Consider the following 22,051-nt stretch of genomic DNA (forward strand, 5'->3'; position numbering starts at 1 on the left):
CTTCGGCGGGCTTTTTTTCGTCCACGGTTTGAGGTTATGGCCAATGGCCCGCAAAAAGCCTTAAACGTGATGGCACCTTTGAATAAATGATCTACACCTATGGCTAGGGACTGCATTGCCAGGGGCGGCATGAAGTGGATCGATCAGCGACTGCGCGAAGTCTCGCCACAACCTCCGAATATCGTTCGCATTGGGCTCTCAAGCCAGGTCTGGTCGTGCCCGATTCCTGGGCTCAAGGAGGTGGGACACATCACTGAGCGTGGACCGTGAGCAGGTACGGGCATGGTGCCCAAGCCTGATAACAGAAGGAGACCCTGCGCATCGTTCAACTATTCGATGGGACGGCAGGCGTTCTCCCTATAAGGAGATATCGATGAACCAGCCCCAAGGAAAGATCGCTACATTACTGACCCTGACAGGCGCGTTGACCATGGCGGGCGCCCAAGCGGGCACCTTCCCTGATTTCGGCTACAGGCCACCCAAGAGTGCTTACTCCGGTCCATTGTTCCGACTCAGCCAAGACTATCCCACCGTGGCCCCGGGCCCTTCTTCGATGCCGGCATTCTTCAAGCATCTGCCCACCAAGTTCAGCAATGATTTCGAGACCTGGCGTTCCTATATGAACGAGGTCAAGGCTTATTGCCTGGAAGGCAATACGGAGATCGGCTGGGATGTACAGAAAAACAAGGTCCGCCAGTGGTATCACATGCCATGGCAACACTATGGCCCCAATGGCCGTGAAGGTATCCGCGGGCTCACCAAGGAAGCACCGATCAAGCCATTGCAATTGGCGAGCACTCAAAAAGGCAGCGGCCAGACCTACGCAGTAGGTATCTATAACGATATAGGGGGCTACACCATTGGTCAGGTCTGGAAAGACCCGCAAAACCCTGACCCCAGCTACACCTCACAACCCAAGGGCTTTCCCAACGGTACCGTCGTCTGCAAGGCGCTGTTTGCCGATATAGACGTCACTACGGTGCCATTCCTGGCCAATCCATTGCTCTGGAATGCCTACACCACCAAGACGTTCACCTCGACAGAACGCGCGGTGACCAAAGTCGCGCTGATTCAGATGGACATCGCCGTGCGCGACACCCGCGTGAGCGACACTGGCTGGCTGTTCGGGACGTTTCAATACAACGGTGCCGTGACCGGTAAAGCGAACTGGAACAATCTGGTGCCTGTAGGGATTATGTGGGGCAACGATCCGAAAGAGATCGGCGACACGTTCACCAACCCGACCCCCACCGAAACCAAGATCAACCCTGCGCTCAAGCAGACAGCCATCAACGCTAACACCAAAGAGCTGCCACCGACCCATCTGGGTTGGAACGGGCGCCTCAACGGTCCGGTGGACAATCCCCAGGCTTCTTGCCTGAGTTGCCACATGACCGCCGAGTACCAGCAACTGGCGCTGATGAACCCGACCTTCCAAGCCAACCCGCCACCTGTGGGAGGTGAGGAGTGGATGAAATGGTTCCAGAATATTCCGGCCGGACAGCCCTTTACCCCTGGCACGCGAAGCACCGACTACAGCCTGCAATTGTCCGGTGCCCTGGCTAATTTCTATGATTGGAAATGCAACCACAGTGGTGTCTATGCCGACGGCCTGAACGCTTGCGCCAAAATACAGCCCCTTAACCTGATGAAGGCGAGCAATGCGCCTGAGCAAGAGGTGCACAAAGTACAACGCAGCCCTGAACCGGGAGATCTCCAGTAACGTGCCCTCCGGCCTCGGACACTAGCCGAGGCCGGTTCCAACTCACGCCATCGGTGGCAAGCGCCGCTTGACCGGTGTCTTCTTGACGATAGCCGTATTGGTCTCGGCCAGCACATTGAGCTTGTCCAGCAGCGTGTCCAGCTGTTCCATCGAGCGCACATGCAGCCGGGCAATGAAGCAGTCTTCGCCAGTCACCTTGTCGCATTCGGTGAATTCAGCAATGGCCTGGATCTGCCGCTCCACTTCCTGCAACTGCCCCGGCAGCGGGCGAATACGCACAATGGCCTGCAGTTGATAGCCGAAGCACTTGGGGTCCACCTCAACGGTATAGCCCCTGAGCACGCCACGTTCTTCGAGCCGGCGAAGTCGCTCGGCGACGCTGGGAGCAGATAGGCCGCTGAGGTTTGCCAGGGCCTTGAGGGAGCGTCGGGAGTCTTCCATCAAGGCGCTGATAAGGGTCTGGTCGATGTCGTCAGTCATTTTTCAGCTCCGTTAGGCGAATGCTCGAAGTTGCCTTGATAAAAAAGGTTGAACGCCAGTTTAGCCTTTTTCAAACCATGGAGAAGCCCCCAGTCGGCTCGGCATACTGTGCCTCACTTGCTGAAGGAGCCTGAAGATGGACAAGACCCTACGCCGCGGTTCGCTCGAAATGACTGCCGCCATGTTGATTTCCGGAACCATAGGCTGGTTCGTGCTGGTCTCGGGCCTGCCGGTGCTGGATGTGGTGTTCTGGCGCTGCGTGTTTGGTGCCGCTACTTTGCTGCTGATTTGCGCCGGTTTCGGCTTCTTGCGTCCAGGCATCCTGACACGCACCACGTTCCTGCTGGCTGTGCTCAGTGGGGTGGCGATTGTCGGTAACTGGGTGTTGTTGTTCGCCTCTTACTCCCGCGCCTCGATTGCCATCGGTACGGCGGTGTATAACGTCCAGCCGTTCATGTTGGTCGGGTTGGCGGCGCTGTTCCTGGGGGAAAAGATCACCGCGCAAAAACTGTTCTGGCTGGCAGTGTCGTTCCTCGGAATGCTGGCAATCGTCAGTGCCCACGGCGAACAAGGGCAGGGGGGCGGCGACTATCTGCTAGGCATCGCGTTGGCGCTGGGTGCGGCGTTGCTGTACGCCATCGCGGCGTTGATCATCAAGCGCCTGACCGGCACGCCGCCGCATCTGATCGCGCTGATTCAGGTCAGTACCGGCGTCTTGCTGTTGGCGCCCTGGGCGAACTTCTCAGCGTTGCCGCAACACGCCGAGGCGTGGGCCAGTCTGCTGACCCTGGGCATGGTTCATACCGGTGTGATGTACGTGTTGTTGTACAGCGCGATTCAACGCTTGCCGACGGCGGTCACCGGCGCGCTGTCGTTCATCTATCCGATTGCGGCGATCTTCGTCGACTGGTTTGCCTTCGGCCATCGCCTCGAACCGCTGCAATGGCTGGGTGTGGCGGCGATCCTGTTGGCGGCCGCAGGCATGCAACAGGGCTGGGGCATCAAGTTGCGCCGCCCAGCCCTGTCATGACCCAACGTTCGACGCGGTTCAGAAGATGTAGTCGGTGGTCAGGAAGTTCGAGTCTCGCTCACGGATGATGTCGCTGATCAGCGCCTTGTTGTTGTCCTGGAACTTGGTCGCCACCAGTGTGCGGATCGAAAAAGTGCGCAGGGCATCGTGTACGGACAAGGTGCCCTCGGCGGAGTTTTTCCGGCCGTTGAACGGGAAGGTGTCCGGGCCTCGCTGGCACTGGGCGTTGATATTGATACGCCCGACCTGGTTGGCGAAGACGTCCACCAGTTTGCCGACTTCGGCGGGGTTGGTGCCGAAAATACTGAGCTGCTGGCCGAAGTCGGACTCAAGCACGTAATCGACCACGGTGTTGAGGTCGCGGTACGGCACGATGGGCACGACCGGGCCGAACTGTTCTTCGTGGTAGACGCGCATCGCAGTGTTCACCGGATAGAGCACCGCCGGATAGAAGAACGAGCTGCGGGACTCGCCGCCGTGAGCATTGGTTACCGCGGCGCCTTTGGCGATCGCATCGGCCACCAGCGAATGCAGGTAGTCGACTTTGCCCGCTTCAGGCAGCGGCGTCAGCGCCACGCCGTCTTCCCAAGGCATGCCGGGTTTGAGCGTGGCGAGCTTGGCGTTGAATTTCTCGATGAATGCCGGCGCCACGTCTTCATGGACAAACAGGATTTTCAACGCGGTGCAGCGCTGGCCGTTGAATGACAGCGAGCCGGTCAGCGCCTCGCTGACGGCGTTGTCCAGATCGACGTCCCGCAGCACCAGGCCCGGGTTCTTCGCGTCCAGCCCCAGGGCAGCACGCAAGCGGTGCGGACGCGGATGGAGTTTTTTCAGATCGCTGGCGGCCTTGTTGGTGCCGATGAACGCGAAGATGTCGATCTTGCCGCTGGCCATCAGCGCGCTGACGGTTTCCCGACCGCTGCCGTAGATCACATTGATCACTCCTGCCGGGAAGCTGTCGCGAAAGGCTTCCAGCAACGGACGGATCAGCAGCACGCCAAGTTTGGCCGGCTTGAACACCACGGTGTTACCCATGATCAAGGCGGGGATCAACGTGGTGAAGGTTTCGTTCAGCGGATAGTTGTACGGCCCCATGCACAAGGCTACGCCCAGCGGCACGCGCCGGATCTGCCCGAGGGTGTCCTGTTCCAGCTCGAAGCGGCTGGAGCGTCGATCCAGTTCCTTGAGGGCGTTGATGGTGTCGACAATGTAATCACAGGTGCGGTCGAATTCTTTCTGGGAATCCTTGAGGTTCTTGCCGATTTCCCACATCAGCAACTTGACCACGGCCTCGCGTTGCTCGCGCATGCGCGCCAGGAAGGTTTCCACGTGACGGATGCGCTCGGCGACGCGCATCGTTGGCCATGAGCCCTGGCCGCGATCATAGGCTCGCACGGCCGCATCCAGGGCGGTGAGGGCGGTCTCGGCATCCAGCAGCGGTGTACTGCCCAGAATCACTTGTTCATCACCATGGGCGCCGGTCAGGTATACCGGGCTGCGCACCACGGCCAGGGGGCCCTGCCAGGTTCTCAGGACACCATCGACCAGGTATTCACGTTGTTCGATCTGACCCTCGAGACGGTAAGCGTCCGGGATGTCGACTGCGCTGGGAAACAGGTTGGCGAGACGGGAGGCTGTGGTCATGTCGTTACTCCATCAATGAAATGAGCCATGGGCGAGCGGCTTGCAGGTGTAAATCGCTTTTAGCGTTATACGCCTTAATGGAGGCTTTTTTTAAGCGGCGTGGCAGGTGACGGGAATTTTAACGAACAGCCCGGCAGGCCGACAGCACGTTGTGCCGGCCTGCCCGAGTGCTGTGTTTTACCAGCGCATCCGCACGCCCATGCTGGTAATGATGCCGTTCAGATCGTTATCGTCGACATCGCTGCTGTAGTCGGCGCTGACATACAGGCTGACCACTGGCGTGACCCGGGCCACCAGGCCCAGGCCCACTTCGACGGTGGAAGATTTTCGACTGCTGCTGATCTTGTCGACCTTATCCAGGGTCAAGGTGTCATTGCTCTGGACGGTATGCCACAGGTTGGTGCGCACGTAGGGTTCCACTCCCAGGCCGTTGACCTGGTAATTGCCTTTGAGGCGCGCCCCCACGCGACCGCTCCAGGTGCTCAGTTCATTATTGCGAGTGCCGGTCTCTGTGTTCGGCGTATCGAGGGTGACACGCTGGTTGATCAATTGCGCCTGGGGTTCGACCACCCAGTTAGTACTGATGCCGATGGGAAAACCGCCTTCGACCGACAGCGTCACGGCATTGCCCTCGGCAACCTGGCGCTGGCCTTGTTCGGTGCGGCTGTAACCGTTGACCCGACCACCGCTGGCGCTCAGGTCCACGTGCCAGCCTGCGGGCCCGGTCAGGCTCCAGTAGGCGCCCAGGTTGGGGCCATGCAGGTTGAGCGCGTCTTTCTGCGGTTCGGCCAGGGTCGGTGTCACCAGCACGCCGGTGGCGCTGGCGATGATTTGATGCTGTCCACTGATCAGGCCTACGCGCTGGGTGTGCCCGCTGTCGTTGCGCAGAGTGAAGAGGGCGGGGCTTTTATTCGACGCGGTGTCAGTGCTGATGAATGGCGCGTTGAGGCTGTCCGGTGGGGTTCGACCATACCAGGGCTGCGACGCCTCTTCGACAGGCCAGGCCTGCACCTCCATGGACGAAAGGAGCAGCAACGAAGTCGAGACGGTGTAAAAGGTGGTGGTGATCTCTTGTGGACGGAGGGGGGTGTTCATGGGGGCCTGCCTTGCAATCGCATGCATTTCTCGCTTTTTGGCGTCTCTCCTACCCCGAATGAGGGGCGACCGAATGGATTGAGGCAAGCCTCTGGCGGCCCGTCTCGGCGGGTTCCAGAGGCCTGCCCCTGACTGTATTTCCGGGGGTAGTACGTTGTAGTCAAGAAGACCGAAGCCATTGCGTCAAGAAAATGGACGATGAATGGCGATGTTTAATCAGGGTATACAACATGTTGTTTTATATTGAATTAATTGATTTTGTTAGCTCCGCTTACCAACTGATCCTTATACCGAGATTACCCGACATGCCGCGTTGCTGGTTGCTGTCGAGGTTCTGGCCGTAGTCGGCGCCAGCGTAGACGCTGACCGTAGGGGCCACGCTGAGGATGACACCAGCGCCCAGATCGCCGGTGGAGGCGCGCTGTTGGGTCTCGATCCTTTGGGCATTGTCGAACGTCACCGCATCGGTGCCGGAAAAAGTGTGCCAGAGGTTGGCACGCAGATACGGTTCCACCGGCATGCCACTGACCTGATAGCGGCCCTTGAGGCGAGCACCGAGGCGGCCGGTCCAGGCACTGTCGGAATCGAACTCGACCTTGGCGATCCCGTCGTCCTGGCTATCCAGGGAAATTTTCTGATGGATGATCTGGACCTGAGGTTCGAGGACCCACATGGCGGCCACCGCGAAGGGATAACCGGCCTCCGCCGAAAGGCTCAAGGCGTGCCCGCGATTGTCGATTTTTACCCCGCGTTCGGAACGGTTGTCGCCGTCCAGTCGCGTGCCCATCACCACCGTGTCGACGTAGCCACCGGAGGGGGCGATGAGGGTCCAGTACAACCCAAAGCTGTCGCCGTCGAGTTCTATCTTGCCGGCGCGTCGGTCTTCGAAACCCAGGTTGAACCCTTTGACATCGCCATTGAGTTCGGTATGACCGACGAAGAACCCGATGCGTTGGGTCTGGCCTGCGGACAGCGCTGAGCTGTATAGATCGTTGCCTACTTGAAAGCCCTTGATGGACCCGTCCAGGCTTGGGGTCACGGTGCCGGCCCAGGTCTGATCCAGATCCTTGCCATAGACCCGGCCCCACCCTGCGCCGAATGCTCCGGTTTCCGTGAGCAAGCGCTGGTCACCCTGGCGATCATGGAACGTACCCAAGGCCATCAGCGTCAGTTGCGCCGCTGCAGGAGGCAACACCGACCAGGTGGGCACTTCCGGGCGATACAAAGGAATCGGCGCAGCACCGGGTACCGCGACAGGTAGAGCTGGCAACATCGGGCTGGGTGCCGCTATCGGGCCTGCCACCACGGTTGAGCGCAGGTACCAATTGTTTTCATTGCCAGTCACGCCGCCCTTGAACAACCGATAGTCGAACGCGCCGGCCGAGACGGACTGGGCCAGTGAAAATGCACCGCTGTCGCTGACCGCGCTTCCCTCGGCCCGGACCACCTCGATGCCGTTTTGGGTGGTCAGCGCACCCGCGCCGTTCAGGTTCGTGACCGTGATGGCGGTACTGCCGGTGAGTGTTCCTCCATTGACCACCAGCTTATCGCTGGCGGAGTCGTCCGCGCCGAGTACGGTTTGCAGGCGCAACTGGCCGTTGTTGCCAGCGTAATTGCCCTGGACGGTGAGGGTATCGTTGGTGCGGCTGTTGCCGGCGGCGAGGTCCACCGTGCCGGCGTTATTGAGTGTTGCCAACTGACCGGCAGTAAAAGGGGCGATGACGCCTTGGGTCGCCGTCAGCGTGCTACCGCTTTCGATGTTGAGTGTTCCGGTGGCGGTGGTGCTGTCACCCAGTGTCAGCGTGTCATTGAGGTCCAGGCGCGAGCCTTGGGTGAGGTTGACCGTTTCCCAGTTGATGTAGCGGGAGCCGGTGCCGGAAGTTGTGCCTTCGAAGCTCAATACGTCCTGGCCTAACCCGCCATCCAGGCTGGGGGTGGTTGCGAGTGCGGTTTCATCGAGGCCGCTCAGCAGCGCCGTGTCGTTGCCTTCGCCCATCAAAATGGCCGAGCGAATGACGCCACCGCTCCACTGGAACCGATCATCGCCGAAACTGCTACGGACCTGGCCGACGATTTCGCCACCGCTCACGGTAATACTGTCGTTGCCGCCGCTGACACTCACGTTGCCGCCGATGCGTCCTGCCGAAAGGATAATGGTGTCCTGGCCAAAACCGGTCACCAGGTTGCCGAGAATCTGCCCGCCGGACATATCGAAAAAGTTGTCATCGAGTTTCATGTCGACCCGCCCGATGGTGCCGCCGGTCATTGTGGCGTTATCGCCGTCTTCGAACGCTCCGACAATGGTGCCACCGCTCATAAAGAACGTATCGAGGCCGTCGCCTTGGGCCAGGGACTGGATGGTGCCGCCATTCATGACGAAATCGTCAATACCGGAGCCTTGCTGTACGTCGCCCTGAATCACGCCATTGGCGTTGATCTGGATCTTATCGATTCCGGCGCCAAAGGTGACGTCACCCTGGATGACACCGTTGCCATTGGCCGGCATTGTCAGGCGGTTATCTCCCAAGAGGTCCGTCAGTCCGGGGCTGTTGCCGCTATCGCAAACATAGGCGTCATTGCCTATCGTCGGCGTCAGTGAGCAAGCCGCCATGGCAGACGGGACGGGTAACAGGAAGGGGGTCGATATCCATAGGGCGTTGAGCAGCCGATTGAATCCATGCTCGCGCAAGTTCATGTGCTATCCCTCTGCTTCGGCATCCGTGGTATGCCGGGTTCAGCATCGGTTGCACTACGGAAGGCACACAGGGCCTGGCAACGCTCGCTGTATGGAATGGCACGCTAACAACGAATAACGAACGTCGCTACTGTCAGAACTTACAGGTAGGGCGCCAACTTTTTCGGGGCAAGTCCCGGCTCATAGATGCACTTCCACCGAAAGCGGCAGGTGATCGCTCAGGTGGGTCCAGGGTTTACTCCCCAGGATTTTCGGGGCATGGCTGGTGGCGTTGCGCAGGTAGATGCGGTCCAGGCGCAGCAGGGGGAAGCGGGCCGGATAAGTCCGGGCAGGGCGGCCATGATGGTACTCGAAGGCTTCGTGCAGGTATTGGCGGCGGGCCAGGGCGGTATTGCCGCGCAACTGCCAGTCGTTGAAATCGCCGGCGATGATCACCGGGGCGTCGTCGGGCAGCGAGTCGAGCAATTGGCAGAGCAGTTTGAGCTGCAGTTGGCGATGACTTTCCAGCAGGCTCAGATGCACGCAGATTCCATGGACTTCGGCGTGCCCGGGGACGTCCAACACACAATGCAGCAACCCGCGTCGCTCCGGGCCAGTGATGGAAACGTCGAGGTTGCGGAATTGGCGGATCGGGTATTTGGACAGCAAGGCATTGCCGTGATGGCCGTCGGGGTACACCGCATTGCGGCCGTAGGCGAAGTCGCTCCACATACTGTCAGCGAGAAATTCGTATTGCGAGGTCTGCGGCCAGTTGTCATAGCGCGATGCGTGGCGGTCGTGTACGCCCAGCACTTCTTGCAGGAACACCAGGTCGGCACCGGTGCTGCGTACCGCTTCACGCAATTCGGGCAGGATGAAACGACGGTTGAGGGCGGTGAAACCCTTGTGGGTGTTGACCGTCAGGACCCGTAGCCGGTGGACCGCCGCCGGCGCGTCCGATGGCACTGATTCGACGGCCCGCCAGTCGGGATCGTGAGTCACGTTTGCTCCTGAATCAGACGTATCTGTTCATGCGACTGACGGGAGGCTTTGGCAGTTCCGGATTTTTCGTGTATCCAGTCAACTTCGTTGCAAGCTGACCCACCGCTTTCGCGAGCAAGCCTGCCCCCACAAGGGGATCTTGGGGGGAACACAGATTCCACGGGCACCCCGGGAAATGTGTCGGACGCAGGCTCCTGGGCGTTGAGGGTCAGTATCGAATCATCACCGACTTCAGTTCGGTGTAGTCGTCGATGAACGCGCTGCCAAACTCCCGGCCTATCCCTGAAGATTTGCTGCCACCGAAGGGCACCGCCGGATCGAGCAGGGTATGCATGTTTACCCACACAGTGCCGGCTTCGATGGCGGGAACCATGCGCAGGGCCTTGCCCAGGTCGTTGGTCCACAGGCTGGCGCTCAGGCCATAGGGCGAGTCGTTCATCAGCTCCAGCAGTTCCTCTTCGCTGTCGTAGGGGAAGAACGTCGCAATTGGGCCGAAGGTCTCTTCGTTGAGCAAGGTGTCGTCGCGATGGTTGGCGAGGATGATGGTCGGCTCGACGTAGCAGCCAGGGCCGTCGATCAGTTTGCCGCCGTGGACGATGGTGTTGTTTTGCGCCCGGGCCTTGTCGAATAAGGCGCCGAGTTTCTGTTGATGCTGGCGGTTGGTGACCGGGCCGAACTCGGTGCGCTCGTCCAGGGGCGAGCCGATGTTGAGCTTGCTCAGGCGCTGGGCCAGTTTGTCCATGATCGGTTCAAGTTGTGAGCGATGGACAAAGAAGCGCTCGGCCGCCGCACAGATTTGCCCCGAGTGCAGGAAGCCGGCTTCGATGATGCCGTTGACTGCCACGTCGGGATCCACATCCGCCAGGAATCCCGCTGCGTTCTTGCCGCCAAGCTCCAGGGTCGCGCGGGTCAACCCAGCACCCATGGCGCCGCGGCCGACGGCGATGCCGGTGGTCACGGAACCGGTGAACGACACCTTGTTGGTGCCCGGATGCTCGATCAAGCCTTGACCCACCTGGCCGCCACCGGTCACCACATTCAGGACGCCCGCCGGCAGGCCGGCCTCGATCGCCAGTTCGGCGATGCGCAGGATGGTCAGCGGGGTGAACTCACTGGGTTTGATGATGATGCTGCAGCCGGTCACCAGTGCCGAGGCGAGTTTCCAGATGGCGATCATGGTGGAAAAATTCCACGGCACGATGCCGACCACCACCCCGACCGGTTCACGCAGGGTGAATGCGGTGTAGCGTTCGCCAGCGAAGGAGGGCAGCGACGGGGTAATGGTCTGGCCGCCGATCTTGGTCGCCCAGCCGGCGTAGTAACGCAGGAAGTGGGCGGCCTGGTCGACTTCGAAGGCGCGGGAAATATGAATGATTTTCCCCGACTGGCAGGTTTCGAGCTGTGCCAGCTCTTCGCGATGCTGTTCCAACAGGTCAGCCAGCTTGAGCAGCACCTGGCCACGGACTGCCGGTGCCGCCTGGGACCACAGTTTGAAGCCGCGCCGGGAAGACGCCACGGCTGCATCGATATCGCCCCTGGATGCCACGCCGGCCTGGGCGATGACCTGGCCGGTGGCGGGATTGATGACGTCCAGCGTCTGGCCGCTCTGGCTTTCGAGGGAGTGGCCATCGATGAACAGGGCGTGGCGTCGACCGAGAAAGGCTTCGACTTGAGGCAGCAGGACAATATCGCTCATGAGGGTTTCCTGATCGCGAACAAGGGAAAGCCCGAGGTTAATCCCGGGTGGGCTGGGGCGCTTGACTGTGCCTGCCCCACGGTATGTCTGTGGCTGCCAATTGCCTTCGACTGGCAGCCTCGGGCAAAGGCCATTGCAGCCAGGTACAAGCCAGCACGCCGGGTTTGCGTTCAGATCAGGGTTTCGATTCGATGGGCAAAGGGGCGGGCGATGTTTCTCCAGACCAACAAACAGAAACGGGCATTGATCGAACAAGTGCAGCGAACCCTGGCCGGCGCAACGGATGACGCACCGATGCTGGAGGCGTATGCACCACTGCGGGGTTGTCTGGAGCAGCATGCCCGGCAGATGGTCAATGCTGCCGAGCAGCTTCGCCAGGCCGAAGAACGGCTGACTGAGCAAACCCTTCGGGGGCAGCAAAGTGAGCACGCGCTGGAAGCCGTTCGCCAACAACTGGAACAGGCCCGGGAGCGCGAACAGTTACTGCAAGCCCGCCTGGATGAGCACAGCCAGCAGTTACAGCAGCAGCGCCAGGAGGCGCAGATCTGGGAGCTGTTGCAATCGACACTGACCGAAGGCTGCTGGGACATCACGGTGGTCAACGGCGATCTTCAGCACCCGGCCAGCGGCATGCGCTTTTCCAGTCAGTTTCGCTCGTTGCTGGGCTACGGGGCAGATGAATTGCCTGACGGCTGGGATGCACAAGTCGGCATTACCCACCCGGATGACCTGCCGAAGATCATGGCGATCTTCGATCGGGAAATCCTCGGGTCCCAAGGCAGCGGCGAATACGTGTTCGAATACCGGATGCGCCACAAGACGCGGGATTACATCTGGTGCCGCGAACGTGGTCGTGCGGTCCGCGATGCCCAGGGATGCCTGGCTCGGGTTATCGGCGCGGTACGCGATATCAGCGATGAACGCTCGGCCCAGTCCACCCATCAGCGCATGCTGGAGCAGAACCAGGTGACCTACGCCCAGATTGCCACGGTGGTGGGAGTGATCAAGGGCATCGCCGACCAGACCAATCTGCTTGCATTGAATGCGGCGATCGAGGCCGCCAGGGCCGGTGAGGTCGGGCGCGGTTTCTCCGTGGTCGCCGACGAGGTGCGCAAGCTGGCGGAAAGCACCCGCCAGGCAACGCATCAGATCCAGACCATGTTGCACCAGCACAAACAATAAATCGGGAGAGAGCTGCCGTGGGGGCAGCTCCCGACACCGTTAGAATGGAACCGCCACCACCAATTGGCTGTAGACGTTGGTGCCATTGCCGCTCACCTGATTGCCGCCGTTGTCCGCATCCTTCTCAGGCTTGTACAAGCCCACCAGCGGCGTGACGATCAGGTGCTCGTTCAGCGCCCATTCCACATACAGGTCCATTTCACGCCCATCGAGGTTCAACGCCTCGCGGGTGTGCAGGGTCTTGTAGTCGAAGAACAACGCGCCAATGGTCACCGTTTCCGCCGGCTTGAGCTTGAGCCCGACGTGCTGGATCGCGGTATTGCTGTTGAATGGCCCGGAGTAGTTGCCGGCCACCTCGCCCTGGAACCACGTACCGTAGCCACGGTTCTGGCCGTTGAACATCGAGTCCCAGTTTTTTGAGTAGCGGCTGTAGCGATAGGTCAGGTCGGGCGTCCAGGGCAGGTCGGCGAAGGTATAGCCTGCTTCGGTGTACCAGGCTTTTTCCGGGCCGGCGTCCTTGTCTTGCCAGGCGTATTCGAAGGCGAAGTGGGCGTTTTCGATGCCGGCATTCCCGGCACCGCGCAGGCTGTAGATATTCATGCCCTCGCGCTGTTTCTGGAAGTCGCTGGCGTAGTGGTCGTCGACATCGATGCCATGGATGTAAGTCAGCCCCAGGGTGCCAGGCGCGGCGCTGTATTCCAGCGTGCCGGCGGCCATTTCGGTATTGGCCTGGGCGCGGTTGTCGGATTTGATCCACATCAGGCTGCCATGCACGCCTTCCTTGCCGCCAAGACGCAACACGGCGGTCTTGTCGAAGGCATGACGGGCCGCCAGGTAATAGGCACCACCGCGGTTGAGCTCGCCATCGGCGACACCTTTACCCAGGTTCAAGCCGTCGTCGTTGATGATGAAGCCATCGCCGAGGGTGATCACCTGGCGACCATAGGACACGTCGACGCCGTCCTTGCCCAGCATCGGGAACAAGTCCCCCGAACGCCAGCCGGCAAAGGCTTCATCGAATTTTGTGGTGCGTTCGGAACCATCGCTCAAGCCCCCGGCATCGCCATCACCCCAGGTGCCGGAGCTGACCAGGTTGGCCGTCCCGTAGACGCTGCCCAGGCCGTTGAGTGTCTGGTCGATACTCAAGCCATACTTGATAAAACCTTCGCGCCAACTCGAACCGCCGGTGGTGCCGTCATAGTTCTTGCGACTGTTGAACATCCCGTAGACCGCGAGGAAGTTGCCGGTAACGGTGGTGTCTTCGTCGGCATAAAGCTCATAGGCCTGGGCCGACGAATCGGCGACCAGCAAGGCGATGCCCAGGCCGATAGCATTACGCAGCAAAGCGTTATTACGTGTGTGCTCCATGGTGGTTTCCCCTGTGTGATAGGACAGCAGAGCGCGCATTAGGGGAGCTTGGGTGCAGGAAGTCTTTCATCTGCCTGCCAGGCAATTGATCCAGCCCGCCAGGGGGAGAATGCTGGCAGGCAGCAACAAAACCGGCGGCAGACATGGGCAAGACGCCCGGGGCGAGGCGGCGCAGAGTAATGCTGCACGCAACGCCGTTTCGATCAGGGACTGGCTGGGGAAGGCTGAGCGCCGGCTCCTGGACGGCTGTAGCATCCATACTAAAAATCCGCTTTCGAGGATCAGCACGATGTCTATCAACGACAGGCTCACCGAGCACTTGAACCGGGGTACGGTGGGGTTCCCCACCGCGTTGGCCAGTACCATTGGCCTGATCATGGCAAGCCCGGTGATCCTCACCGCGACCATGGGCTTTGGCATCGGCGGCAGTGCTTTTGCCGTGGCGATGCTGATCGCCTTGGTGATGATGATGGCCCAGGCAACCACGTTCGCCGAGGCTGCCTCGATCCTGCCTACCACCGGTTCGGTGTATGACTACATCAACTGCGGCATGGGGCGCTTCTTTGCGATCACCGGAACGCTGTCGGCCTATTTGATTGTCCACGTGTTCGCCGGTACCGCCGAGACCATCCTGGCTGGAGTCATGGCCCTGGTGAATTTCGAGCACCTCAACACCCTGGCCGAATCGGCGGGCGGTTCCTGGTTGTTGGGCGTTGGTTTCGTGGTGATCTTTGGTGTGCTCAATGCGTTCGGCGTAAGCGCCTTTGGCCGGGCTGAAATCATCCTCACGTTTGGCATGTGGACGACCCTGATGGTGTTCGGCGTTTTGGGGTTGATCGCGGCACCGGCGGTGGAGCTGCAGGGCTGGTTCGGTGAGTCCATAGTAGGCACCGATCTGGTTACCGTGCTGTCGTTGGTGGGCATGGCGATGTTCATGTTCGTCGGCTGTGAATTCGTCACGCCCCTGGCGCCGGACCTGCGCCGCTCGGCCAGGACCATGCCCCGGGCCATGATGCTGGGCTTGTTCAGCGTTGCCACCTGCATGTTCATCTACGGCGCAGCGATGAAGCGCCAGGTGGAAAACGTGCTGTTGGACGCCACCAGCGGCGTGCATTTGCTGGACACGCCCATGGCGATTCCGCGCTTCGCCGAGCAGGTCATGGGCAACATAGGCCCGATGTGGCTGGGGATCGGCTTTCTGTTCGCCGGGGCGGCGACTATCAATACGCTGATGGCCGGCGTGCCGCGGATTCTCTATGGCATGGCGGTGGACGGCGCGTTACCCAAGGTTTTCACCTACCTGCATCCACGATTGAAGACCCCGTTGCTGTGCATCCTGGTGGCGATGCTGATTCCTTGCCTGCACGCACTGTGGCTCGGCGGCAATACCGACAACATCATGCACCTGGTGCTGGCCGCCGTGTGCGCCTGGAGTTTTGCCTACCTGCTGGTGACCGTGTCGGTGGTGAGCCTGCGGATTCGCCGTCCGGACTTGCCACGAGCCTATCGCTCGCCGTTTTTCCCACTGCCGCAGATCCTGTCCAGCGTCGGCATTGTCATCGGCATGTGGTTCATCACTCCGCCGGGCATGAACCCGGCGGACATTTACATTCCCTTCGCAGTAATGCTTGGTGGCACCGCCGCGTATGCCTTGTTCTGGACCCTGGTGGTGCAGAAGGTCAACCCATTCATGCCGGCGTCGGTGGAAGACGTGCTGGCCAAGGAGTTTTCCCATGAGCCGGGGCAACCTGTCAGCGAATTTATCGAACCTGCGACAAAAGCTGTCTGAACTGTTCAGTGTCCAGCGTGCCCCGAGCGGTTATCGGCCCGGGGTGACCCTGGAGTTGCTGCGGCGCAACCTCGGGCTGGCGCGCTTCGAGGTGTCGGGCCCGGCGGCAGCGACCGTGGTTACCGACGATGGCAGCCTGCAACTGGAAGTCGTCGAGCGCACCGAGTCGCAACTGTTGATGCACCTGGTGATGACAGAGTTCGTACTGCGCGTGCCCGCGTCGAGAGAGGGCACGGCACGCTTGGAGTTGCACCACAGCGGAGCGGTTCGCCGTCGCGGCATCGCTTGTCGGCAGCGCGGCGGTGACGGTGAGCTGGCGGGCCGGTTGAGGACGGCGATAGAGCACGATTCGGTGCTGTATCAAGCCCTCATGCCGCTGGACTTCAAACGCCTGCGCATTGATCTGCAAGGGCGCCAGTGGTGTGTACGGTTGGAGCATATGGGCGGCAGTGAAGTGGTGAATCGCATGCCGGCCTTTCGTCGTTATATTCCTCTGAGCCGCGAGCAGCGCACAGCTTTGCTGGCGGCCTTGAGCGGTTTGCAGCGGGTGTTGGGAACCCTCTGATCGGTTGGCTCCGCTCTGGCATCAATCCTGCTACTGCACTGGTGAACAGGTACTTGTTGCGCGCATATAGATAACATGTTAACTATTGCCGGACAAAAACAATAAGCCACTGCGGAGAACGCCATGAGCATGCAACAGGTTGGGCAGGACGGGCTGGAGACCTGGAATCGGGATCTGCGCGCGACCTGCGGTCACTTCGATACGGAACTGGCCTTTAATCGCGCGCTGTTTATCGGCCAGGTGTCCAATTTCTCCCGCGGCGGTCTTGCCCTCGCCAACCTGCGCACCAACGCAGGTTCCATCAAGCGACACTCGCCCAATCCGGATCACGACGATGACCGCGATTGTTTCCTGGTCAGCCAGCGCAGTGGCTTCTCCCGGATCACCCAGAACGACCTGAGCATTCAACTGGCGCCCGGTGAGCTGCTGTTGATGGATTCGGTGGGCGCTCTTGAAATCAGTCCGTTCGGGTTGATCGAACACGTCGTGCTGTCCCTGTCTCGCCAGGATGTGTCCAGGCAACTGGGTGGGGAAACCAGAACCTTCGGCAAGGTATCCTCAAGCAAGGCCTGCGGGCGGATGCTGCATGTGTTGATGGATCAGTTGTGCAAGGACACCCCGGACGGCGAAGGCGCCGCAGGAGAGGGCGAGGCGTTGCAGAGTGCCTTCGTTTCGCTGTTGGGTTCGGCCCTGGAACGGGGCTCGGACGCGCGCGACGATGGTTCGGTATTGCAAGGCAACCAGTTGCGTAGCTACGTGCAGAAGATTATCGACGAGTCCCTGACCCAACCGGGCTTGAGCCCGGTGGGCCTGGCCAATCGGGTGAACATTTCGGTGCGGCACCTGTATCGTTTGTTCGAAGAGCAGGATGACAGCGTTTGCCGCTACATCCAGCGTGCCCGACTCAAGCGCAGCGCCGATGATTTGCGCAACCCGTTCCTGCGGGACGAGTCCATTACCTCGATCGCCTACAAGTGGGGTTTCACCGATTCGGCTCACTTCAGCCGCTCGTTCAAAAAGCAGTTCGAACTTTCACCCAAGGATTTTCGCTCCAGCCATCTGCAGCAGGCGTAGGCGGTGTGAGGATGGGCACCTTCATGCTCAGGGTGCCCGTAACCAAAAAAAGCCCCGCATCCTGACTGGAAGCGGGGCAAAGAATTGGTTGGTTGCGGCCAACCAAAGGAGCTCGGTTGAGCAGGGGATCAGTTGCTGGCGACAGTTTCCGGTTTCCAGCCACCGCCCAAGGCCTTGTAGATCGCGACGATGCCACGGTACAGGTCTACTTCGGCCTGGGCCTGGGTGTCTTCGGCAGCCAGGCGTTCACGCTGGGCGTCGAGCAATACCAGGAAATCCACGGTGCCTTCGCGGTAGCGAATCTCGGCCAGGTCAGCGGCGGCGCGGCTTGATTCACTCTGACGAATCAGCGAGATCAGCCGTTGCTGGCGCTTGCCGTAGTCACTGAAAGCGTTTTCCGATTCCTCCAGGGCCAGTAGCACTTGCTGTTCGTAGGTCGCCAGGGCGCCATCAGCCTCGGCGTCGGCCCCGCGCAAGCGAGCCCGCACGCTACCCAAGTCGAAAGCCGCCCAGGTAATGCTCGGACCCAGCGCCCAGGCGTTGGCCGCCGAGGAGCCGATCTGCGAACCGCGCCCGGCAGTAAAACCCAGGAACCCGCTGAGGCTGACCCGTGGGAAGAGGTCGGCCTTGGCCACGCCGATGCGTGCCGTGGCGGCAGCGAGCTGGCGTTCGGCACTGAGAATGTCCGGGCGACGTTGCAGCAGCTCACCCGGGTCGCCAATGGGCAAAGCCTTGGCAATGGCCGGCAACTGTTTGGGGCTCAGGTCCACGCTCAGTTTGTCCGGGCGCTCGCCCAGCAATGTGGCGATGCGATTGCGTTGACGCACCTGTTCGGCTTGCAGTTGCGGCACGCTGGCTTCTACCGAGGCCAAGCGTGCATCGGCGCGGACCACGTCAAGCTGATCGCCGACGCCGGCATCGCGCAGGCTTTCGGTGATCTTGCGCGAGTCCTGCTGGTTCTTCAGGTTCGCCAGGGCGATTTTTTCCCGCAGTTGGGCGCCGCGCAATTGACCGTAGGCGTCCACCAGTTCGGCGATCATCGTCACCTGCAACTGATAGAGGTCGGCTTCGACGGCCTGCTGATCGGCATCGGTGGCTTCCAGGTTACGCCGGATGCGCCCGAACAGGTCCAGCTCCCAGGCCATGTCCAGGCCCAGGTCGTAGCGCTCGCTGTTGACCCGGTCGGTGGTCTGTCCTGGAATCTGGCCTTTGCCCAGGTCGCTGCTGGCGCGGCTGGTGATGGTTGGCATGACGTCATTGCTGGCGTCATCGCGAATGGCTCGGGCCGCCCGCAGACGGGCGAAGGCCACGCGCAACTCGCGGTTGCCTTCCAGAGAGCGGGTCACCAGCGCGTTGAGCGTCGGGTCGTCGAATTGCTGCCACCAGATACCTTCGAAACGGGCCCGGTCGAAATTCTTCTGCCCGGCGGCACCGTCGGTGGCGGTGGTGATATTCGCCGCCTCAGTTTGCGGTGCCTTGTAGTCCGGGCCCACGGCGCAGGCACTCAGTGCCAACACCAGCAAGCTCGGCATGAACGCTTTCAAACTCATTGTTGCGCCTCCAGTTTCAAAGCCCGGGCCGCCTTGCGGGCCTCGCTGCGCTCGACGAAGTTGCGAATCAGTACATAGAACACTGGCGTGAGCAGCAGGCCGAAGAAGGTCACCCCGAGCATCCCGGAGAACACCGCCACACCCATGGCATGGCGCATTTCGGCACCGGCGCCGCTGGAGAACACCAGTGGCACCACACCCATGATGAAGGCGAAGGAGGTCATCAGGATCGGCCGCAGACGCAGACGGCACGCCTCCAGCACCGCAGCCAGTGGGTTCATGCCCTCGAGCTGTTTGTCCTTGGCGAATTCGACGATCAGAATCGCGTTCTTACAGGCAAGCCCCACCAGTACGATCAAGCCGATCTGGGTAAAGATGTTGTTGTCACCGCCGGACAGAATCACCCCGGTAATCGCCGACAACAGGGTCATCGGTACGATCAGGATCACTGCCAACGGCAGGCTCCAGCTTTCGTACTGAGCAGCAAGTACCAGGAACGCCAGCAGCACGCAGAGCGGGAACACGAACAGCGCGGTGTTACCCGAGAGGATCTGCTGGTACGTCAGGTCGGTCCACTCGTAGGTCATGCCGTTGGGCAGTTCGTCCTTGAGCAGTTTCTCGATGGCTTTTTCAGCCTGGCCGGAGCTGTAGCCTGGCGCGGCGGCACCGTTGATTTCAGCGGTGATGAAACCGTTGTAATGCATCACGCGGTCCGGCCCCGAGGTGTCGCTGACCTTGATGAAGGTCGCCAGCGGGATCATTTCACCGCGGTTGTTGCGCACCTTGAGCTGGCCGATCTGGTCCGATTCGAGGCGGAACTGTTGCTCGGCCTGGACGTTGACCTGATAGGTGCGGCCGAAGCGGTTGAAGTCGTTGGCATACAGCGAACCCAGATAGATTTGCAGGGTGTCGAAGATGTCGCTGACAGCCACGCCGTGGGTCTTGGCTTTTTCACGGTCGATGGCGGCATCGACCTGGGGCACGTTCACGGTGTAGCTGGTGAACAACCCGGCCAGTTCCGGCACGCTGCGGCTCTTGGTGATGATGTTCATGGTTTCTTTGTACAGTTCGTCGTAGCCCAGGTTGCCCCGGTCTTCGATTTGCAGGCGGAAACCACCGATGGTGCCCAGGCCCTGTACCGGCGGCGGTGGGAAGATCGCCATGTAGGCTTCCTGGATCTGCGAGTACTGGCCGTTCAAGGCTCCGGCGATAGCGCCGGCCGATTGGCTCGGGTCCTTGCGCTCGTCAAAGGGCTTGAGGGTCACGAACACGATGCCGGCGTTCGGGCTGTTGGTGAAGCCGTTGATCGACAGGCCTGGGAAGGCCACCGCGCTTTCGACGCCCGGTTGCTTGAGGGCCAGGTCGGACATGCGCTTGATCACATCTTCGGTGCGGTCCAGGCTCGCTGCGTCCGGCAGTTGCGCGAAGGCCACCAGGTATTGCTTGTCCTGGCCGGGCACGAAACCGGTCGGGGTGTTGGAGAAGCCGAAAAACGTCAACACCATCAGGCCCGCGTAGAGCACCAGGGCGATGCCGCTGCTGCGGATCACGCGGCCGACGGTGCCTACATAACCGTGGCTGGCGCGGTCGAAGAAGCGGTTGAACGGACGGAACAACCAGCCACCGAAGAGCTTGTCCAGGAACCGCGAGAAACGGTCCTTGGGCGCGTCATGGCTCTTGAGCAATACGGCAGCCAGGGCTGGCGACAGGGTCAGGGAGTTGAGCGCCGAGATCACCGTCGAGATGGCAATGGTCAAGGCGAACTGTTTGTAGAACTGCCCGGTCAAGCCACTGATGAACGCCGCCGGAATGAACACCGCGCACAGCACCAGTGCCGTGGCGATGATCGGACCGGTCACTTCACCCATGGCGCGCTTGGTCGCCTCTACGGGGGTAAGTCCGAGGCCGATGTTTCGCTCGACGTTCTCCACCACCACGATGGCGTCGTCCACCACGATACCGATGGCCAGCACCAGGCCGAACAGAGAGAGGGCGTTAAGGGAGAAGCCGAACAGGTGCATCACGGCGAACGTACCGATCAACGACACCGGCACGGCCACCAGCGGAATGATCGAGGCACGCCAGGTCTGCAGGAACAGGATCACCACCAACACCACGAGAATCAGTGCTTCGAACAGGGTGTGGACCACTGCCTCGATGGAGCCGCGCACGAAGATCGTCGGGTCATAGACAATGCTGTAGTCCATCCCTGCCGGGAAGCCTTTCTTCAACTCCTCCATCTTGGCGCGAACGTCATTGGAGATCTGGATGGCGTTGGAGCCAGGACGCTGGAAGATCGGGATCGCCACCGCCGGCTGGTTGTCCAGCAATGAGCGCAGGGCATATTGGCTGGAGCCCAACTCCACCCGGGCGATGTCCTTCAGGCGAGTGATCTCACCGTTGGCACCGGAACGAATGATGATGTTCTCGAACTCTTCTTCACTGACCAGGCGACCCTGGGTGTTGATCGAGAGCTGGAACGCCTGGGCATTCGGTGCTGGCGGCGCACCCAGGGCACCGGCGGCGACCTGACGGTTCTGCTCGCGGATCGCCGTGACCACGTCGGTGGCGGTCAGGTTGCGCGAAGCGGTCTTGTTCGGATCGAGCCAGACCCGCAGAGAGTAGTCGCCCATACCGAACAGCTGTACATCACCCACGCCGCCCAGGCGCGCCAGCTCATCCTTGATGTTGAGCAGGGCGTAGTTGGACAGGTAAAGCATGTCGTAGCGTTTGTCCGGCGAGGTCAAGTGCACGACCATGGTCAGGTCGGGCGAAGCCTTGTCCACCGTAATACCGATCCGTGTCACTTCTTCCGGCAGCTTGGGCTCGGTGCGAGTGACGCGGTTTTGCACCTGCACCTGGGCGTTGTCCAGGTCGGTACCCAGGGCGAAGGTGATGGTCAGGGTGATCTTGCCGTCGGCGGTGGACTGCGAGGACATGTACAGCATGTTCTCCACGCCAGTGATGGCTTGTTCCAGGGGCGCGGCCACGGTTTCGCCGATGACCTTGGGGTTGGCGCCCGGGAAGTTGGCGCGCACGACCACGGTCGGCGGCACGACTTCCGGGTACTCGCTGATCGGCAGCTGGAACAGCGAGATGGCGCCGGCGATCAGGATCAGCAGCGAAAGCACCGCTGCGAAGATCGGCCGCGAAATGAAGAACTGGGAAAATTTCATCTT

At 60.9% G+C, this 22,051-nt stretch carries 15 protein-coding genes; 6 read left to right on the forward strand and 9 right to left on the reverse strand.

Features of this window, described 5'->3' with window-relative positions; all coding sequences use genetic code 11:
• Positions 1 to 373 precede the first annotated feature (373 nt).
• Complete coding sequence (locus tag SGN16_RS13760; protein ID WP_335944709.1) at positions 374 to 1,723, forward strand: hypothetical protein; 1,350 nt, start codon at positions 374 to 376, stop codon at positions 1,721 to 1,723.
• A gap of 42 nt (positions 1,724 to 1,765) precedes the next feature.
• Here the strand turns inward: SGN16_RS13760 and SGN16_RS13765 are convergent, their stop codons facing one another.
• Positions 1,766 to 2,203, reverse strand: a complete 438-nt coding sequence (locus tag SGN16_RS13765) for an Lrp/AsnC family transcriptional regulator (RefSeq protein ID WP_335944710.1) — start codon at positions 2,201 to 2,203, stop codon at positions 1,766 to 1,768.
• A 136-nt stretch (positions 2,204 to 2,339) separates the two neighbouring features.
• On the opposite strand from SGN16_RS13765, the gene SGN16_RS13770 reads away from it, so the two are divergent.
• Positions 2,340 to 3,233, forward strand: a complete 894-nt coding sequence (locus SGN16_RS13770; RefSeq protein ID WP_335944711.1) for a DMT family transporter — start codon at positions 2,340 to 2,342, stop codon at positions 3,231 to 3,233.
• Positions 3,234 to 3,251: 18 nt separating this feature from the next.
• On the opposite strand, the gene SGN16_RS13775 is transcribed toward SGN16_RS13770, so the two are convergent.
• The 5 genes from SGN16_RS13775 to SGN16_RS13795 all read right to left on the reverse strand — a co-directional run bounded on the left by SGN16_RS13775 (position 3,252) and on the right by SGN16_RS13795 (position 11,344).
• A complete protein-coding gene (locus SGN16_RS13775) occupies positions 3,252 to 4,877 on the reverse strand; it encodes an NADP-dependent glyceraldehyde-3-phosphate dehydrogenase (protein ID WP_210644860.1) in 1,626 nt (541 codons plus the stop codon).
• A gap of 177 nt (positions 4,878 to 5,054) precedes the next feature.
• Positions 5,055 to 5,972 (reverse strand): autotransporter outer membrane beta-barrel domain-containing protein, encoded by a 918-nt coding sequence (locus tag SGN16_RS13780; RefSeq protein WP_335944712.1) that lies wholly within the window; start codon positions 5,970 to 5,972, stop codon positions 5,055 to 5,057.
• Positions 5,973 to 6,243: 271 nt separating this feature from the next.
• A complete protein-coding gene (locus tag SGN16_RS13785) occupies positions 6,244 to 8,667 on the reverse strand; it encodes an autotransporter outer membrane beta-barrel domain-containing protein (protein ID WP_335944713.1) in 2,424 nt (807 codons plus the stop codon).
• 180 nt (positions 8,668 to 8,847) lie between these two features.
• Positions 8,848 to 9,648, reverse strand: a complete 801-nt coding sequence (locus tag SGN16_RS13790) for an endonuclease/exonuclease/phosphatase family protein (protein ID WP_335944714.1) — start codon at positions 9,646 to 9,648, stop codon at positions 8,848 to 8,850.
• Between the two features lie 208 nt (positions 9,649 to 9,856).
• Positions 9,857 to 11,344 (reverse strand): aldehyde dehydrogenase family protein, encoded by a 1,488-nt coding sequence (locus SGN16_RS13795; protein WP_335944715.1) that lies wholly within the window; start codon positions 11,342 to 11,344, stop codon positions 9,857 to 9,859.
• 210 nt (positions 11,345 to 11,554) lie between these two features.
• Here SGN16_RS13795 and SGN16_RS13800 point away from each other — a divergent pair, with 210 nt between their 5' ends.
• On the forward strand, positions 11,555 to 12,526 hold the full coding sequence (locus SGN16_RS13800; RefSeq protein WP_335944716.1) for a methyl-accepting chemotaxis protein: 972 nt from the start codon (positions 11,555 to 11,557) through the stop codon (positions 12,524 to 12,526).
• Positions 12,527 to 12,565: 39 nt separating this feature from the next.
• Here the strand turns inward: SGN16_RS13800 and SGN16_RS13805 are convergent, their stop codons facing one another.
• Positions 12,566 to 13,894 carry a hypothetical protein gene (locus tag SGN16_RS13805; protein WP_335944717.1) on the reverse strand — a complete coding sequence of 443 codons (1,329 nt, stop codon included), beginning with the start codon at positions 13,892 to 13,894 and terminating at the stop codon, positions 12,566 to 12,568.
• A gap of 289 nt (positions 13,895 to 14,183) precedes the next feature.
• Between SGN16_RS13805 and SGN16_RS13810 the strand changes: the two genes are divergently transcribed.
• The 3 genes from SGN16_RS13810 (at position 14,184) to feaR (ending at position 17,322) form a co-directional block, all read left to right on the forward strand.
• Positions 14,184 to 15,683, forward strand: a complete 1,500-nt coding sequence (locus SGN16_RS13810) for an APC family permease (protein ID WP_335944718.1) — start codon at positions 14,184 to 14,186, stop codon at positions 15,681 to 15,683.
• Positions 15,628 to 16,248, forward strand: a complete 621-nt coding sequence (locus tag SGN16_RS13815; protein WP_335944719.1) for a DUF3156 family protein — start codon at positions 15,628 to 15,630, stop codon at positions 16,246 to 16,248. The genes SGN16_RS13810 and SGN16_RS13815 overlap by 56 nt, the downstream gene beginning before the upstream one ends.
• Before the next feature lie 123 nt (positions 16,249 to 16,371).
• The gene (gene feaR, locus SGN16_RS13820; RefSeq protein WP_210644877.1) at positions 16,372 to 17,322 is read left to right on the forward strand and encodes a transcriptional regulator FeaR; all 951 of its coding nucleotides are present in this window, start codon (positions 16,372 to 16,374) and stop codon (positions 17,320 to 17,322) included.
• A gap of 128 nt (positions 17,323 to 17,450) precedes the next feature.
• On the opposite strand, the gene SGN16_RS13825 is transcribed toward feaR, so the two are convergent.
• Both SGN16_RS13825 and SGN16_RS13830 read right to left on the reverse strand, forming a co-directional pair.
• Positions 17,451 to 18,872 carry a TolC family protein gene (locus SGN16_RS13825; protein WP_210644879.1) on the reverse strand — a complete coding sequence of 474 codons (1,422 nt, stop codon included), beginning with the start codon at positions 18,870 to 18,872 and terminating at the stop codon, positions 17,451 to 17,453.
• Positions 18,869 to 22,048: an efflux RND transporter permease subunit gene (locus tag SGN16_RS13830; RefSeq protein WP_210644881.1), complete on the reverse strand. Its 3,180-nt coding sequence runs from the start codon at positions 22,046 to 22,048 to the stop codon at positions 18,869 to 18,871. The genes SGN16_RS13825 and SGN16_RS13830 overlap by 4 nt, the downstream gene beginning before the upstream one ends.
• Positions 22,049 to 22,051: the final 3 nt, after the last annotated feature.

It is taken from the genome of Pseudomonas sp. G166, from assembly GCF_037027455.2.
In the GTDB taxonomy this organism is placed as follows: domain Bacteria; phylum Pseudomonadota; class Gammaproteobacteria; order Pseudomonadales; family Pseudomonadaceae; genus Aquipseudomonas.

Coding starts and splice junctions, on each gene's coding strand:
- SGN16_RS13805 (WP_335944717.1), bottom strand. CDS start 13,894: ATGGAGCACACACGTAATAACGCTTTGCTGCGTAATGCTATCGGCCTG.
- SGN16_RS13760 (WP_335944709.1), top strand. CDS start 374: ATGAACCAGCCCCAAGGAAAGATCGCTACATTACTGACCCTGACAGGC.
- SGN16_RS13780 (WP_335944712.1), bottom strand. CDS start 5,972: ATGAACACCCCCCTCCGTCCACAAGAGATCACCACCACCTTTTACACC.
- SGN16_RS13770 (WP_335944711.1), top strand. CDS start 2,340: ATGGACAAGACCCTACGCCGCGGTTCGCTCGAAATGACTGCCGCCATG.
- SGN16_RS13785 (WP_335944713.1), bottom strand. CDS start 8,667: ATGAACTTGCGCGAGCATGGATTCAATCGGCTGCTCAACGCCCTATGG.
- SGN16_RS13810 (WP_335944718.1), top strand. CDS start 14,184: ATGTCTATCAACGACAGGCTCACCGAGCACTTGAACCGGGGTACGGTG.
- SGN16_RS13825 (WP_210644879.1), bottom strand. CDS start 18,872: ATGAGTTTGAAAGCGTTCATGCCGAGCTTGCTGGTGTTGGCACTGAGT.
- SGN16_RS13800 (WP_335944716.1), top strand. CDS start 11,555: ATGTTTCTCCAGACCAACAAACAGAAACGGGCATTGATCGAACAAGTG.
- SGN16_RS13775 (WP_210644860.1), bottom strand. CDS start 4,877: ATGACCACAGCCTCCCGTCTCGCCAACCTGTTTCCCAGCGCAGTCGAC.
- SGN16_RS13765 (WP_335944710.1), bottom strand. CDS start 2,203: ATGACTGACGACATCGACCAGACCCTTATCAGCGCCTTGATGGAAGAC.
- SGN16_RS13815 (WP_335944719.1), top strand. CDS start 15,628: ATGAGCCGGGGCAACCTGTCAGCGAATTTATCGAACCTGCGACAAAAG.
- feaR (WP_210644877.1), top strand. CDS start 16,372: ATGAGCATGCAACAGGTTGGGCAGGACGGGCTGGAGACCTGGAATCGG.
- SGN16_RS13830 (WP_210644881.1), bottom strand. CDS start 22,048: ATGAAATTTTCCCAGTTCTTCATTTCGCGGCCGATCTTCGCAGCGGTG.
- SGN16_RS13795 (WP_335944715.1), bottom strand. CDS start 11,344: ATGAGCGATATTGTCCTGCTGCCTCAAGTCGAAGCCTTTCTCGGTCGA.